The sequence below is a fragment of the Sphingobacterium hungaricum genome (assembly GCF_015210005.1).
GTDB classification, from domain to species: Bacteria; Bacteroidota; Bacteroidia; order Sphingobacteriales; family Sphingobacteriaceae; genus Sphingobacterium; species Sphingobacterium hungaricum.
Genome location: NZ_MU158698.1, coordinates 1,753,016 through 1,767,739, shown reverse-complemented (window position 1 = coordinate 1,767,739; position 14,724 = coordinate 1,753,016). Strand labels below are relative to the sequence as shown.

Sequence of the window (14,724 nt, the reverse complement as noted above, 5' to 3'; positions counted from 1 at the left end):
AGAAAATGAGTGCAGATATAAGCAACCTTGAACAAATTGCATCACAAGTTAGACGGGATATCGTACGTATGGTACATTCTTGTCAATCTGGTCATCCCGGTGGATCATTAGGATGTACGGATTATTTTGTAGCGCTATACTTTAACGCGTTAAAACACGATCCTTCGTTTAACATGAATGGCATAGGAGAAGATTTATTTTTCCTTTCAAACGGACACATTTCACCTGTTTTTTACAGCACATTAGCTAGAGCAGGATATTTCCCAGCTAGCGAATTGGCAACATTCAGAAAAATAAACTCTCGTCTTCAAGGCCACCCGACTACACATGAGCACCTTCCTGGAATCCGCATTGCATCGGGTTCATTGGGTCAAGGATTATCGGTAGCAATCGGAGCTGCGCAAGCAAAGAAACTGAACAAAGATGAAAATCTTATTTATGTTTTGATGGGCGATGGTGAATTGCAAGAAGGTCAGGTTTGGGAAGCGGCAATGTATGCTCCACACAACAAAATCGACAATTTAATTGCTACGGTAGATTATAACCGTGCACAAATTGATGGATCGACCGACCAAGTTTTGTCATTAGGCGACTTAAGAGCAAAATGGGAAGCATTCGGATGGTTAGTTTTAGAGATGAATGGCAATGACATGAAAGATGTTGTTCGTGGTTTGGCAGAAGCTAAATCAAAAACAGGAAATGGACAGCCGATTGTTATCTTGATGCACACAGAAATGGGCAATGGTGTTGATTACATGATGGGATCGCACAAATGGCATGGTGTTGCGCCAAATGATGAGCAATTGGAATTAGCCTTAAATCAATTACCAAGAACTTTAGGTGATTATTAATTTATAGTATTCCAAATCTTTACGATAAAGAAAAACTTTATCTTCAAAAACGAACAACAATGAAAAAATATACATACACAGAGTCAAAAGATACACGTTCTGGATTTGGAGCCGGATTACTTGAGGCTGGAAAAAAAGACGAAAATGTAGTTGCACTTTGTGCTGACTTAATCGGTTCATTAAAAATGAACGATTTTATTAAAGAATTTCCTGAACGTTTCTTTCAAATCGGAATCGCTGAAGCGAATATGATGGGTATTGCGGCAGGATTAACAATCGGTGGAAAAATTCCTTTTACCGGAACTTTCGCCAATTTCTCTACAGGAAGAGTTTACGATCAGATCCGTCAATCTATTGCCTATTCTGACAAAAACGTAAAAATATGTGCTTCGCACGCTGGATTGACATTAGGAGAAGATGGTGCAACACACCAGATTTTAGAAGATATCGGCCTAATGAAAATGCTTCCGGGCATGACGGTAATCAATCCTTGCGATTATAACCAAACAAAAGCGGCTACTTTAGCGTTAGTTGACCATGTAGGTCCTGCTTATTTAAGATTCGGACGTCCGGTAGTTCCAAACTTCACGCCTGCTGATCAGGTTTTTGAAATTGGAAAAGCTGTTTTGTTGAATGAAGGAGCTGACGTAACGATTATTGCAACAGGCCATTTGGTTTGGGAAGCTATTCAAGCGGGTGAAGAATTGGAAAAATTAGGCATCAATGCTGAAATTATCAATATCCACACCATCAAACCTTTGGATAGCGAAGCAGTCTTGAAATCTGTTCAGAAAACAGGTTGCGTTGTTACGGCTGAAGAACACAACCGCTTAGGAGGCCTAGGAGATAGTGTCTCTCAATTGTTGTCACAAAAACTACCGACTCCACAAGAATACGTTGCTGTTAATGACAGTTTCGGTGAGTCAGGAACACCTGCACAATTAATGGAGAAATACGGATTGAACGCTGCGAATATTGTCGCTGCTGTCCGTAAAGTAATTAGCAGAAAATAAACTATGGAAGATTCCCTGATTATATCAAAATTTGCGGAAGAAAAAACACGAGAAGAAGCTTTCGGGCTTCTTCTTACTAAATACCAGCAAAAAATATATTGGCATGTAAGACGCATGGTTGTGGATCACGACGATGCTGACGATGTGGTGCAAGATATTTTTATTAAAGTTTGGCGCAATCTTGAAAAATTCAGAGAAGATTCTCAGTTATACACTTGGTTGTATCGCATTGCAACCAATGAATGCATAACGTTTTTAAACAAGAAAAAGCAAAAACAGAATGTTTCGCTGGATGACGACAATTCTTCATACCTTTCTGAAACGTTAGCTGACACCGCCTATTTTAATGGTGATGCTGCGCAATTAAAACTTCAGCAAGCGTTATTAACGCTTCCAGAGAAACAGCGCTTAGTTTTTAATATGAAATATTTCGATGATTTGAAATATGAAGAAATTTCATCAATTTTAGGAACTAGTGTTGGGGCCTTAAAAGCTTCTTATCATTTGGCCGTGAAAAAGATTGAAAACTTTTTTGCTAACAATGATTAAACCTTTTTAAAGTATTGGACTCTATAGATTTACTATGAAGGAAAATAGCACATATTTCGGTCAGGAGGGAGATAAAAATCTTCCGGATTCTTTTCGTGAAAATCCTTTTTCCGTGCCAGAAAACTATTTCTCCGATTTAGCAGGAAATATACAATCTATTGTGAAGTTAACTGCAAAAACAGATCCAGAATCAAATCCATTTACCGTTCCAACAGGTTATTTCGAAGGCTTGTCCTCCGTATTGAAAATGGAAATCAAGAAAGATGGCATTTTTAGGAAAACTGGTTTCACAACTCCAGCTGATTATTTCGAAAATGCGCAACAAGCAATTCTTGGTCAGGTGAAAATTGAATCGATCCAGTCCCCTGAAGAAATCGTTTTCCAAACAGCTCCAAATTATTTTAACACACTTCAGTCGCGCATTATGAACGCTATTGAAGAAGATAAAGGATTGGACAGCGTTGAAGAAGATGGCTTTTCTGTTCCCGCAGCTTATTTCGAAAACGCCAAAGTTTCGATTCTTGCTAAAATCAAGGAAGATAACGTTGTAGAATTTGTTCCGAATCAACAAGAAGAGACGCCTGTTCGTAAGATTTCTGTTTACAGAAAATGGAGTAAGTATGTCGCTGCAGCTTGTTTGGTTTCTATTTTAGGTATTGGTTCTTATTCATACCTGAATTCTACAGATCAGCCAACGCTTACAGCCGCAACAGACAACACTGAATTATCAGAAATCCCTGACGAGGAGATTGCAAATTATTTGGCGCAATCAGGAGATGCAGAAGATTTAATTTTCTTTTCAAATTACAATGAGGAAATTCAAGAAGATCATAGCACACATGCGCATGATGAAGACGGGATTTGTGAGAATGTGAAAGAAAAAGACATCGAAGATTATTTAAATTATATGTTATAATGTTGCAAGTAAAGAATTTACTAATAATCTGCATATTTATTTTCACGAGTTTTGCTGCATTCGCACAACAAGAATCTGGTGGTAGAGAGGATCGGTTTTCACAAATAGAAAACGAAAAGATTGCCTATATCATCAAGCAGTTAAAGTTGACTCCTGCGGAAACTCAAAAATTCATCCCGATTTACAATCAGTACTCGAAAGAAATTTGGGCGCTAAATTCTGCAAAAACAAAAACGGTTAACAGCAACAAGTCAAACAGCAATTCATTCAACCGATCTTCATCAAACGATGTTATCGAATTTGACGCCAGAGAAGTTGAAATAAAAAAAGAATACCGCACAAAATATAGCCAGGTTATCGGTTCGTCCCGTGCATCGCAATTTTTTGTCGTCGAGCAAGAATTTAGAAGCATGCTTCGACAGGAATTGCAAAACAGAAAAGATAAAAACAAATAAAAGAAGCTTTACAGCTTCTTTTTCTTTTATAAAATATCCCTTACTTTCGTTCTATGATTAGCAACAGAGAATTATTTCTAAATAATTTAGCGCAAACATCGAATTCCCCCAGACTTTTTGAAATCGTAAAAGCTGAGGGTATTTATTTATTTGGCCCAAATGGCGAGAAGTACATAGACCTAGTTTCTGGATTTAACGTGAGCAACATTGGCCATCGGCATCCGAAAGTCATTGAAGCCATTAAAAATCAACTGGACAAGTATTTGCATGTTACCGTTTACGGTGAATATGTGCAAGCTCCTCAAGTAGAGTTTGCTCAACGTCTTTTAGAAACATTGCCAGCTAGTTTCCAATCCGTTTACTTCACCAACAGCGGAACAGAAGCTGTTGAGGGCGCCATGAAAATTGCAAAAAAATATACTGGCAGAAGGCAAATTTTAGGCGCTGAAAAAGCCTATCACGGCAGCACGCAAGGTGCTTTAAGTTTGATTGGAAATCCAGAGTTTCAAAAAGCCTATGCCCCATTGCTTCCGGAAATTGATTTTATCAAATTCAATGACCTTGATTCTTTAACAAAAATAACGGATCAAACCGCAGCGGTGGTAATCGAAGCGATACAAGGCGAAGCCGGCGTTCGGGTTCCGACATTGGAATTTATGCAGGCACTTCGCCAAACTTGCACAGACCATGGAACATTATTGATTTTCGATGAAATCCAGACTGGTTTTGGCCGTACCGGAAAATTATTTGTGTTCGAACATTTCGGTATCGTTCCGGATATTTTGCTTCTGGCGAAAGGAATTGGTGGCGGTATGCCTTTAGGTGCATTTGTTGCCAGCAAAGAAATCATGGACGTAATCAAGGACAATCCAATGCTTGGCCACATCACGACATTCGGCGGACATCCGGTTTCTTGCGCTGCCGCAATGGCTTCCCTTCAGGTTATTCAAGATGAAAACTTGCTGGAACAAGTGGAACACAAAGCTCAGTTATTCCGCAAACAGTTGGACCATCCGAAAATCCAAGAAATCCGAGGATTAGGTCTGATGATGTGCATTCAGTTGGAAAATTTTGACCAAGTCTATCAAGTCAGCAGTTATTGCGCAGCAAAAGGATTGATGATTGACTGGTATTTGCATTGTGAAACTGCCTTGCGAATCGCACCTCCTTTGACCATATCAGCGGATGAAATAAAAATCGCTTGTGAGATAATTTTAGAAGCTATTGAAACGTTTTGCTAAAAAAGTTATATTTACATCTCAAACCTATATCAATGAGCACAAGAAGAGATTTTATTACCAAAAGTTTAGTAACTGTGGGCGCCACAGTTTTAGGCGCAAATTCAGTTCAAGCATTGACCAATGAGGATCTTTTTAACAAGATCAGCGTTCGTGATAACGATATTATTCTGTTTCAAGGAGATTCCATTACAGACAGCGGACGCGACAAAAATAATTTAAACCCTAATCAGACTGGTGCCTTTGGCAATGGGTACGCGCAAATTGCGGCAAGCCATCTGTTGAACAAATTCGCAAAAAACAACATCAAAGTCTACAATCGCGGCATATCAGGTAATCGTGTTCCAGATTTATTAAATCGTTGGCAAACGGATACCCTTGATTTGAAGCCAACGATCTTGAGCATCTTAATTGGAGTGAATGACTTTTGGAGAACGATGGACAGCAATGCGCAGAATACACCCGCAGCGTTCAAAAGCCAATACCAAAAACTGCTGGATGAAACGTTGAAGAATCTTCCCGATGTCAAATTGATTATAGGCGAACCTTTCGGTTTAAAAGATGTAAAACATGTAACTGGAACTTGGTATCCTGCGTTTCCGGCTTATCAAGAAGTAACTAGAGAAATTGCCAAAGAATATAAAGCACGATTTATTCCTTATCAGAATATATTTAACGGGTCTTTAAAAAGAGCTGCTGGCGATTATTGGACAACGGATGGTATACATACCTCCTTGGCAGGTTCAAACTTAATGGCTGAATCTATATTAAATGCGTTTAAAATGCCAAATGAATAAATAACAAAAAAGAGATAGCCGATCGGCTATCTCTTTTTTGCTTTTGCAACCTACTCCCTTCTAACAAACCCGCACCAGTAAACCTTTCAGGTATTCTCCTTCAGGAAACGAAGCACGCACAGGATGATCTTCAGGTTGGTTAAACTGACGGATAAACTGGATTTCTTTTCCCGCATCCAAGGCGGCCCAAGCTAAAACTTGCTTAAACGTATCGATATCCATTGCGCCTGAGCATGAAAAAGTTGCTAGCAAGCCCCCTTTTTCCAGCAACAAAAGACCACGTCGATTTAAATCTTTATACGCCCGAGAAGCTTTTTCTAATGAAGAACGCGAAGGTGCATATTTTGGAGGATCCAAAACAATCAGGTCAAATTTCTCATTCGCATCATACAATTCGCGCAAATATTTATTTACGTCTGACTGAACAGTTTTTAATTTCGACGCATCAAAATTATTCAATGCCACATTTTTATGAAGAGTTTCAATAGCTAAAGCCGAACTATCGACCGCCCAAACTTCTTTTGCGCGCTGCGCAAATGCATTTAATGTAAAGCCGCCCGAGTACGAAAAACAATCCAAAACACGTTTTTCTTCTACATATTGCGCCGTTAGAAAACGATTTTCACGCTGATCGCAATAAAACCCCGATTTCTGTCCTTCGGCAATATTGACTTCGTATTGAATTCCGTTCTCAATGATCGGAAGGAATTCTGGTGGGTTTTCGCCGTAAACTAACCCATTGTTGTCCGGAAGACCTTCGTATTCTCTAGATTTTAAATCACTTCGTTCATATATCCCTTTCGGTGAAATCAACTTCACCAATTCATCGACAATAATGTCTTTTACTTTTTCCAATCCTGCAGCATGTATCTGCATCACCAGGTAATCGGCATATTTGTCAACAATTAAACCTGGAAGAAAATCAGCTTCCGCAAATACCAAACGGCATGTATTGTTATTTTCTTTCAAAAGCCTCGCCCTTGCTGACAAAGCGCTAGCTACCTTTTGTCGCCACCAGGCTTCGGTAACTTCCTGATCAGGATGCCACTCCAACAAACGAACCGCTACTCTGGAACTTCCATGGTACAGTCCATAGGCTATAAATTCTTTATCGTTATTGTGAACTGCTACCAACTCGCCATTTTCAGGACTTTCTGTGACATACTGTATAGCTCCAGAAAACACCCAAGGATGCAATTGCCAAGCAGCTTTATCTTTGCCTTTATTTAGAAAAACTTTTTTCATTAGCGCAAAAGTAAGTTTTTGAGCAGAAAAAATCTGGATTTTATTTCCTGTTTTTTTCTTCCCATCGAATTACAAATCAATCGTTTAATTTATTTTTAGTACTTTTAGAAGTAATGTGGGCTTTACTAAACAAAAATTAGGCATATGAAAAAGATTTTAATCCTGTTTTTATCGATCGCATTTTCGATAACGACCTACGCACAAACAGCCCCAAACCTAACTGGAGTCTACCATGCGAAAAACAACGGAAACCACGAGCTTTTGTTGGTGATTGATGGTTACAGTTCATTTATTTCGTACAAAGACAAAGAATACTTCAATACATGGGGCGGTCCGATTTTATTAGCGAACAATCAACTTCAAATTCAAGTGGAATTCAATGATAAGGATAAAGAAAAAGTTGGCCAACAAGTTGCTATCCCGATAGAAATGGATGGCAAAAACATCAAAGCCAATAACTTGACTTGGGTCAAACAAGCTAACAAAAAACAAGATTTAGATGGTCTTTGGAGAATTACTGGACGTGATCAAAATGGAACCGTTTCTACGATACAAAGAGGTGACCGCAAAACCATCAAATTGTTAGTAGATGGATATTTCCAATGGATTGCTATTAACCCCGCCGAAAAAGGATTCTACGGCACCGGTGGCGGAACCTACAAATTTTCAAATTCCACCTATGCGGAAACAATTATTTTCTTTTCGAGAGATAATTCCCGCGTCGGCGCTGAATTAGCATTTAAGGGAGAGCTTAAAGATGGACAATGGCATCACAGCGGAAAAAGTTCTAAAGGCGATCCTATTTATGAAATCTGGAGCAGGGAATAGAAAGCTGACTAGCTTAGACAGCAATAATACAAGAAAATCGAAAAGACTTTCTAATCACTAGCAATGACAGAATTAATACTGGCTAAAAGTAGCGATATCGCTCCATAGGAATAACCGCTTTATAGTTCTATTATTCCGTTAATAATTGCTTGCCGTAGGTATGCGCCTCAGCAGAAATGGGCACTGTCTAAAGCATAATATATTATGCTGGGTTGTTTTGCTACAAAGCGGTTATGCCTAGGACACATTGACTGGAAACTCTATTGCTTCTGATTTTGCTCCGTAGGAGCAAAATGTTTGTAGGAAAAGAATGCGCAATAAAATCAGCGTGCCGTAGGTACGCAACAATTTATTTCAAAACCATAAAAATCTTTATGATTGGGTTGCGTACCTACGGCACGCATTTAATCCTCCTAACTATTTCTACAAACATTCAGCCTCTAACGAGGCTTTAAAAAAAAGTATAATCCGACCTTTATTCTATATACTTTACTCTTTTCAGGCCCTACAGAATAAAAAAATCAATTAGCACTTTACAATCAATATCTTCCAAAAGTTTTGCACATAAAATTTAGTTCCTCAGAAAGGCTTTTTGAATTTTTAATTTTTAATTTTTACTTTCTTTACCCGAACAAATCCGAGCTTAAATACCTGTCGCCTCTATCGCAGACAATAAACACGATAATGCCTTTATCTATTTCTTCTGCTAATTGCAAAGCAGCATGGAAGGCGCCACCGCTACTCATTCCAGCGAAAATCCCTTCTTTGCGAGTAAGTTCTCTTGTTCTCTTTGTCGCATCCGCTTGCGAAATATCAATAATGCGGTCTACGCGCGAAGCGTCGTAGATTTTTGGCAAATAAGCTTTAGGCCAGCGTCGGATTCCAGGAATAGAAGATTCTTCCGTCGGCTGACAGCCGACAATCTGGATGTCTGGATTTTGCTCTTTCAAAAAAATGGATGTTCCCATAATGGTTCCTGTCGTTCCCATTGAACTCACAAAATGAGTGATTTCACCTTTTGTGTCGCGCCAGATTTCAGGAGCCGTTGTTTTGATATGCGCTTTATAATTATCCGGATTGGAAAATTGATTCAAGATAAAATAATCGCCTTTGGTAGCTTTTTCTTCGGCATAATCACGGCATATTTCCATGTTCTCCAACAGGGTCACTTCCGCACCGAAAGCCTCCATCGTCAATGTACGTTCGCGGGTCGATGTTTCTGGCATAACCAATTCCAGCTTCAATCCATACACGCTGGCAATCATTGCCAAAGCAATTCCTGTATTTCCGCTAGTTGCTTCAATCAATTTGGTGTCTTTGGTAATTTCTCCTCGCTCCATGGCCGAAAAAATCATATTGTGCGCAGCGCGGTCTTTGACAGAACCGCCAGGATTGTTCCCTTCTAACTTCGCAAAAATCCGCACACCTTCTTTTAAAGAAAAATGTTCTATTTCCACCAAAGGTGTATTGCCAATCGCATCGATTAAATTTCCCATTAAATTGTTGTTGGTTTAGAATCAATAAATTTTGAATTTGACTGGTGATAAACAGTCGTATAAGGTTCGATACTACTTGTCAGCCACACATTTCCACCGATGGTGGAATGATGCCCAATGACTGTTTCGCCACCAAGAATCGTTGCTCCAGCATAAATAATAACGTGGTCTTCAATAATCGGATGACGCTGTGTATCCGCCATTGCCTTTTCAACACTCAATGCACCTAAAGTCACGCCTTGATACAATTTGACATAATTGCCTATGCGACAAGTTTCGCCAATGACCAATCCTGTGCCATGGTCAATATACAATGCTTCGCCGATTACAGCGCCTGGGTGTATATCAATGCCGGTTTTTGAATGTGCATATTCAGTCAAAATTCTTGGAATCAGCGGAACTTGCACTTTCTGCAGTTCATGCGCCAAGCGATAAATGCCGATTGCCGTAAATCCAGGATAAATCCGAATGACCTCGCGAATGCTTTTCGCGGCGGGGTCGCCAGACAGCAAAGCATGCGCATCCGTCAGCATTTTCTGATACAAATCGGGAAGCTTTTGATAAAATTCTTCCGCGATATCTTCATTATCACAAACCGTGCAGGCTTTTGTCTTTAATAAAATATCCAGCAATTCAGCTTTCGATTCATTAAAAGCATCTTTCACTTCAACCACATTTACGAACGATTTAGAATTCCGTTCCGGAAATAATAAATGCAAAAGCGAAACTGCCCATTGTGCAATTTTTTTATTGCTGGGCATATCCTGAACTTCAATCTGTTTTTGAAATATATATTTATAAAAATCTTCCATTCCGAGTTAATCTAATACCAATTTTGAAAATAATTCTTCCAATGTTTCTTCTGCCGAAACGCATAATCCGGGATGCACAGCGGAACATTGAATAAGCGTACTGCGTTTGGCCGTCAGCCAGCGAAATCGTTCGGCTTGGTCCAATTCAGCTAATTTTCCTGCATCTTTTGCTCCCTGACATATTTTTTCGAACGATGCCAAATGATTGACGATTAATTCCAGGTCAATTGCTGGATAGAAAGCCTTTAATTTCTGTTCGTCGACAAACACACGAATACCCGAAAATCGCTGTTTTTTGCAATACAAGATGACCCCTACATTCAAGAATTCTTCACGTTCTACACGAGGAACCACTCGAATGCTAGCGTATTCATAGACGGTTCTTTCGCTCATTTTCTATCTGTTTTATAAATAACGATGAATTGGCAATTCTTCTTTTCAAAAATTCCAAATACACTAACCGTGCCTCTTGCGCCGAGATATCTCGACCTTCTTCTTGTAACCATTCATCAGGAATGCTGTTCAAGATATTGATTAGATTTTCGTCAGAAAATAACGGAGCATATTCGTCATTTACTTCCTGAACCGCATCAGCAAACGGCAACAGCACATGGTCTTTAATCTGGACGAATGGCTTTAAGGCCTGCTCTTCCCAATTATCCCAAGAATGGTGGAAATATAAAGATGCACCATGGTCGATTAGCCATAATTCCTTATGCCAAATCAGCATGTTGGTATTCTTGACCGTACGGTCAACATTCATCAGCAAAGCATCCAGCCAAACAATTTTTGAAGCTTCTTCAGATGAAATCTTGTCAACATTCGCATCGAAAGTCACTGCGCCGTTCAAAAAATGAACGCCAAGATTCTGCCCAACGGAAAACTTCAATAAATCTTGAATTTCCTCGTCAGGCTCCGTGCGGGCAAATGATTCGTCCAATTCTGCGAACACCAATTCGGGCATTCTAAGTTTTACTATTCTGGCAAGCTCACCTCCTATCAGTTCAGCGACCAAAGCTTTCTTGCCTTGCCCCGCACCTCTAAATTTAATGACATAACTAAATCCATCGTCGGCATCGACTAAAGCTGGCAAAGAGCCACCTTCGCGAAAAGGCTGAATATATCGTGTGATAGATACGGTTCGTATTTCTGGTTTAAAAATTTCCATTCGTTATTCGTTATCCAAATATCATGATTTTTTGATGGAATGATGAAAAATACAAATCAAATTGTACACTGCTATGACTGACTCAAACAAGTTATTCTGCCTATATTTGTATTTTAGCAAGGAAAGAAGTAATTTTCAATATGAATACAACGACGGAATACAACACCGTAATAGAACAGTGCAAAACATTATTTTTATCGAAAACAAAAGATTATGGAACGGCGTGGCGGATTATGCGCCCCTCATCCATAACCGACCAATTGTTTATCAAAGCACAGCGTATTCGTACGTTAGAAGAAAAAAAAGTCTCTAAAGTCGGTGAAGGTATTTTAGAAGAATACATTGCTATCGTCAATTACTGCGTAATTGCAATTATTCAATTGGAATTGCCGAAAGATGCTCCGGAAAACATTCCCTTTGACGAAGTCAATGAAAAATATACGCAAGCTGTACAAGAAACTTACGATTTGATGCTGGCCAAAAACCACGATTACGGAGAGGCTTGGCGCGATATGCGCATTTCGTCATTGACAGATTTAATTCTGATGAAATTATTCCGCGTTAAACAGATAGAAGACAACAACGGAACGACTTTAGTTTCGGAAGGCTTGAAAGCGAATTACCAGGATATGCTAAATTATTCGGTTTTTGCGTTAATAAAAATGGGCTTTGGAGATAAAAAATAAAAACCATGCAATCAACTAACACAACGGCTAAACAACAGCATTCGACAACGACAGAAATCCTTTTGTGGATTTCCAGAATTTTCGTGGGTTTATTATTTATTTTTTCTGGATTAATCAAAGCGAACGACCCGATGGGTTTTGGCTATAAATTGCAGGAATATTTCCATGTGTTCAACCTGAACTTTCTAAACGATTACAGCACTTGGATTGCTGTCGTCATTTGTGCGTTCGAAATTATTTTGGGAGCCTTATTGCTTCTAGGATTCAGCGGTAAAAAAGTGGCTTGGGGACTGTTGTTGCTGATTATCTTTTTTACGTTCTTGACATTTTATTCGGCCTTTTTTGAAGTGGTGACTTCATGTGGCTGTTTCGGAGATGCGATTCCGCTGACTCCATGGCAATCGTTTATCAAAGATTTAATCCTGCTGGTCTTTATTCTTTACATATTTATCCACCGCAATAAAATCCGTCCAGTAACTAAGAAATCGAAGGGATTAATTACGACGTTTATCGTTCTGATTTCTTTTGGAATCGGAATTTACACGAGCATGTATCTTCCGTTCATTGATTTTCTTCCTTACAAAGAGGGAAATAATATTCCCGAACTGATGAAAGTTCCGGAAGGTGCGGAAGAAACTGTTTATGAGCAGACCTATCATTTGAAACATAAGCAAACTGGCGAAGAAAAAGACGTGACCGACAAAGTGTATATGGATGATAAAATTTGGGAAGACGACAATTGGGAAATTATCGGAGAACCAAAATCGAAATTGATTAAGCAAGGTTACGTTGTTCCGATTGCCGATTTGCATATCAATGATGCCGAGGGCAATGAAGTCACGCAGGAAATTATTGAAAATCCATATTACAATTTCATTGTAACCAGTACGGATTTAAATGGCTTATCTCAGTTGGATTATTTGAGACTGGATGAAATCAATGCGACTATCCGAAACTTGGCGGAAGACTATACAATCCGTGCAATTTTATTGACAGCAAGCGCCCCAAAAGACGCGAGCTACTTAAATGAGCAAATGGATTTAGTCTTGGAGACATTTTATGCAGATGCCGTTCCAATCAAAAGTATGGTTCGCTCAAATCCAGGAGTTATGCTGTTGCAAAATGGTATTGTCATCAAAAAATGGTCAAAAAACTCTTTCCCTGACAAGGAATATTTAGAAAAAACGTATTTCCAAAACATCAATTAGACATGAAACCTATTTTTTTGATTGGCTTTATGGGAAGCGGGAAAACCACTTGGGGTAAGAAATTAGCCAAAAAAATGGATTTGCCTTTTGTGGATTTGGACCATGTCTTTGTGGAGGAATACAAAATGGATATTCCGAGCTATTTTAAGTTGCATGGCGAAGAGCAATTCAGGATTGCGGAGCAACAGATACTAAAAAAACAGGCAAATACGGACGCGGTTATTTCTACAGGTGGAGGCACACCATGTTTTTTTGACAACATGGATTGGATTGTTGAAAATGGCATTTCAGTTTATTTATTCCATACGCCACAATCATTGTATGCACGCTTGAATACGCCTAAAATTGTGGAACGTCCAGCATTGAAAAATTTAAGCAACGAAGAATTGCTTGCGTTTATAGAAGAAAAACTGGAAGAACGTTCTGAGCATTATGAACGGGCACATATCAAAATCGACCAAATCCACACCTCGCTGGAAGAAATCGAAGAACGAATTCAAAATCATTTAACCGAAAAGACTATATGAGAAGATTCGCTTATATTTTAATTTGTATAAGCACACTTTTAAGCTGTGTGGCTTGTTTTCAGGCGGAATCGAAAGTGGAATATGCCGAAAATCAGCTGGTCTTCAATTTCAAATCGATTGACGATTTATACCAGTTTTTGACCTATGACGAAAACCGCTATCCATTGGTAAGCGCACACCGAGGTGGCGCATTCGAAAAACACCCTGAAAATGCATTGGAAACATTCGCATTCCATGCAAAAAAAAGACCTACCATCATCGAATGCGATGTGCAATTGACCAAAGATTCTGTACTTGTATTGATGCATGACGAACTTTTGGAAAGAACCACCACTGGTCAAGGAAGAATCAGTAGCTTTACTTATGATGAAATCGTTAAACTGAATCTAAAAGATACGCGCGGTGATGTGACACGGTTTAGAGTACCTACTTTGCAAAGCGCTTTGAAATGGGGTAAAGGCAAAGTTATTTACACACTGGATGTCAAAAAAAATGTACCTTATAGTTTAGTCGTTGATGCAATCCGAAACGCACAGGCAGAATCCAATGTGATTATCATTACGTATTCTGCTGGACAAGCCGGGCAAGTACATAGCTTGGCACCGGATTTAATGATTTCGGCAAACATCAAAAACACAGAAGATTTTAGTCGCTTAGCAAGCTACAACATTCCCGACAACCGGATTGTTGCTTTTGTCGGAACAAAAGAAGCTGACGAGTCCCTTGTCGAACGATTGCATGCGCATGGCATTATGACGATTTTGGGCACGATAGGAAATTTAGATAGACAAGCTACCAAAAATGGCTATCAAGTGTATGCCGAATACATTGACCGCGGAGCGGATATTCTATCAACCGACCATCCGCAAGAAGCTCAAAAAGCATTGGATTATTACATTAAAAAACGAAAATTAAGCTCGCCCTTTCTTCCATAA

At 39.2% G+C, this 14,724-nt stretch carries 17 protein-coding genes; 12 read left to right on the top strand and 5 right to left on the bottom strand.

Features of this window, described 5'->3' with window-relative positions; genetic code table 11:
* Window positions 1-5 precede the first annotated feature (5 nt).
* From C4F49_RS10950 to C4F49_RS10920, 7 genes are read left to right on the top strand one after another with little or no spacing between them, the layout of a single operon-like run.
* Window positions 6-851: a transketolase gene (locus C4F49_RS10950; protein WP_196935884.1), complete on the top strand. Its 846-nt coding sequence runs from the start codon at window positions 6-8 to the stop codon at window positions 849-851.
* A 59-nt stretch (window positions 852-910) separates the two neighbouring features.
* Complete coding sequence (locus C4F49_RS10945; RefSeq protein WP_196935883.1) at window positions 911-1,864, top strand: transketolase family protein; 954 nt, start codon at window positions 911-913, stop codon at window positions 1,862-1,864.
* 3 nt (window positions 1,865-1,867) lie between these two features.
* Window positions 1,868-2,413: an RNA polymerase sigma factor gene (locus C4F49_RS10940; RefSeq protein WP_196935882.1), complete on the top strand. Its 546-nt coding sequence runs from the start codon at window positions 1,868-1,870 to the stop codon at window positions 2,411-2,413.
* A gap of 34 nt (window positions 2,414-2,447) precedes the next feature.
* Entirely contained in the window at window positions 2,448-3,329 is an 882-nt protein-coding gene (locus C4F49_RS10935; protein WP_196935881.1) for a hypothetical protein, read from the top strand.
* Window positions 3,329-3,784 (top strand): hypothetical protein, encoded by a 456-nt coding sequence (locus tag C4F49_RS10930; protein ID WP_231388276.1) that lies wholly within the window; start codon window positions 3,329-3,331, stop codon window positions 3,782-3,784. Before C4F49_RS10935 ends, C4F49_RS10930 begins: the two co-directional genes overlap by 1 nt.
* A gap of 53 nt (window positions 3,785-3,837) precedes the next feature.
* Window positions 3,838-5,025 (top strand): aspartate aminotransferase family protein, encoded by a 1,188-nt coding sequence (locus C4F49_RS10925; RefSeq protein WP_196935880.1) that lies wholly within the window; start codon window positions 3,838-3,840, stop codon window positions 5,023-5,025.
* A gap of 32 nt (window positions 5,026-5,057) precedes the next feature.
* On the top strand, window positions 5,058-5,819 hold the full coding sequence (locus C4F49_RS10920) for an SGNH/GDSL hydrolase family protein (RefSeq protein WP_196935879.1): 762 nt from the start codon (window positions 5,058-5,060) through the stop codon (window positions 5,817-5,819).
* Between the two features lie 60 nt (window positions 5,820-5,879).
* Here the strand turns inward: C4F49_RS10920 and C4F49_RS10915 are convergent, their stop codons facing one another.
* A complete protein-coding gene (locus C4F49_RS10915) occupies window positions 5,880-7,064 on the bottom strand; it encodes a class I SAM-dependent rRNA methyltransferase (RefSeq protein ID WP_196935878.1) in 1,185 nt (394 codons plus the stop codon).
* 144 nt (window positions 7,065-7,208) lie between these two features.
* Between C4F49_RS10915 and C4F49_RS10910 the strand changes: the two genes are divergently transcribed.
* A complete protein-coding gene (locus C4F49_RS10910; RefSeq protein WP_196935877.1) occupies window positions 7,209-7,892 on the top strand; it encodes a hypothetical protein in 684 nt (227 codons plus the stop codon).
* Window positions 7,893-8,515: 623 nt separating this feature from the next.
* Here the strand turns inward: C4F49_RS10910 and cysM are convergent.
* Genes cysM through C4F49_RS10890 form a run of 4 tightly spaced genes read right to left on the bottom strand, consistent with a single transcriptional unit; the run spans window position 8,516 to window position 11,368 of the window.
* Entirely contained in the window at window positions 8,516-9,388 is an 873-nt protein-coding gene (gene cysM / locus C4F49_RS10905) for a cysteine synthase CysM (protein WP_196935876.1), read from the bottom strand.
* On the bottom strand, window positions 9,388-10,200 hold the full coding sequence (locus tag C4F49_RS10900) for a serine O-acetyltransferase (RefSeq protein ID WP_196935875.1): 813 nt from the start codon (window positions 10,198-10,200) through the stop codon (window positions 9,388-9,390). The genes cysM and C4F49_RS10900 overlap by 1 nt, the downstream gene beginning before the upstream one ends.
* A 6-nt stretch (window positions 10,201-10,206) precedes the next feature.
* Window positions 10,207-10,593 carry a DUF3037 domain-containing protein gene (locus tag C4F49_RS10895; protein WP_196935874.1) on the bottom strand — a complete coding sequence of 129 codons (387 nt, stop codon included), beginning with the start codon at window positions 10,591-10,593 and terminating at the stop codon, window positions 10,207-10,209.
* The gene (locus C4F49_RS10890) at window positions 10,571-11,368 is read right to left on the bottom strand and encodes a HipA family kinase (RefSeq protein WP_196935873.1); all 798 of its coding nucleotides are present in this window, start codon (window positions 11,366-11,368) and stop codon (window positions 10,571-10,573) included. The genes C4F49_RS10895 and C4F49_RS10890 overlap by 23 nt, the downstream gene beginning before the upstream one ends.
* A 140-nt stretch (window positions 11,369-11,508) precedes the next feature.
* On the opposite strand from C4F49_RS10890, the gene C4F49_RS10885 reads away from it, so the two are divergent.
* From C4F49_RS10885 to C4F49_RS10870, 4 genes are read left to right on the top strand one after another with little or no spacing between them, the layout of a single operon-like run.
* Entirely contained in the window at window positions 11,509-12,054 is a 546-nt protein-coding gene (locus C4F49_RS10885) for a DUF1599 domain-containing protein (RefSeq protein WP_196935872.1), read from the top strand.
* A 5-nt stretch (window positions 12,055-12,059) separates the two neighbouring features.
* The gene (locus tag C4F49_RS10880) at window positions 12,060-13,262 is read left to right on the top strand and encodes a BT_3928 family protein (RefSeq protein WP_196935871.1); all 1,203 of its coding nucleotides are present in this window, start codon (window positions 12,060-12,062) and stop codon (window positions 13,260-13,262) included.
* A 2-nt stretch (window positions 13,263-13,264) separates the two neighbouring features.
* Window positions 13,265-13,789, top strand: a complete 525-nt coding sequence (locus C4F49_RS10875; protein ID WP_196935870.1) for a shikimate kinase — start codon at window positions 13,265-13,267, stop codon at window positions 13,787-13,789.
* Window positions 13,786-14,724, top strand: a complete 939-nt coding sequence (locus C4F49_RS10870; protein WP_196935869.1) for a glycerophosphodiester phosphodiesterase family protein — start codon at window positions 13,786-13,788, stop codon at window positions 14,722-14,724. The genes C4F49_RS10875 and C4F49_RS10870 overlap by 4 nt, the downstream gene beginning before the upstream one ends.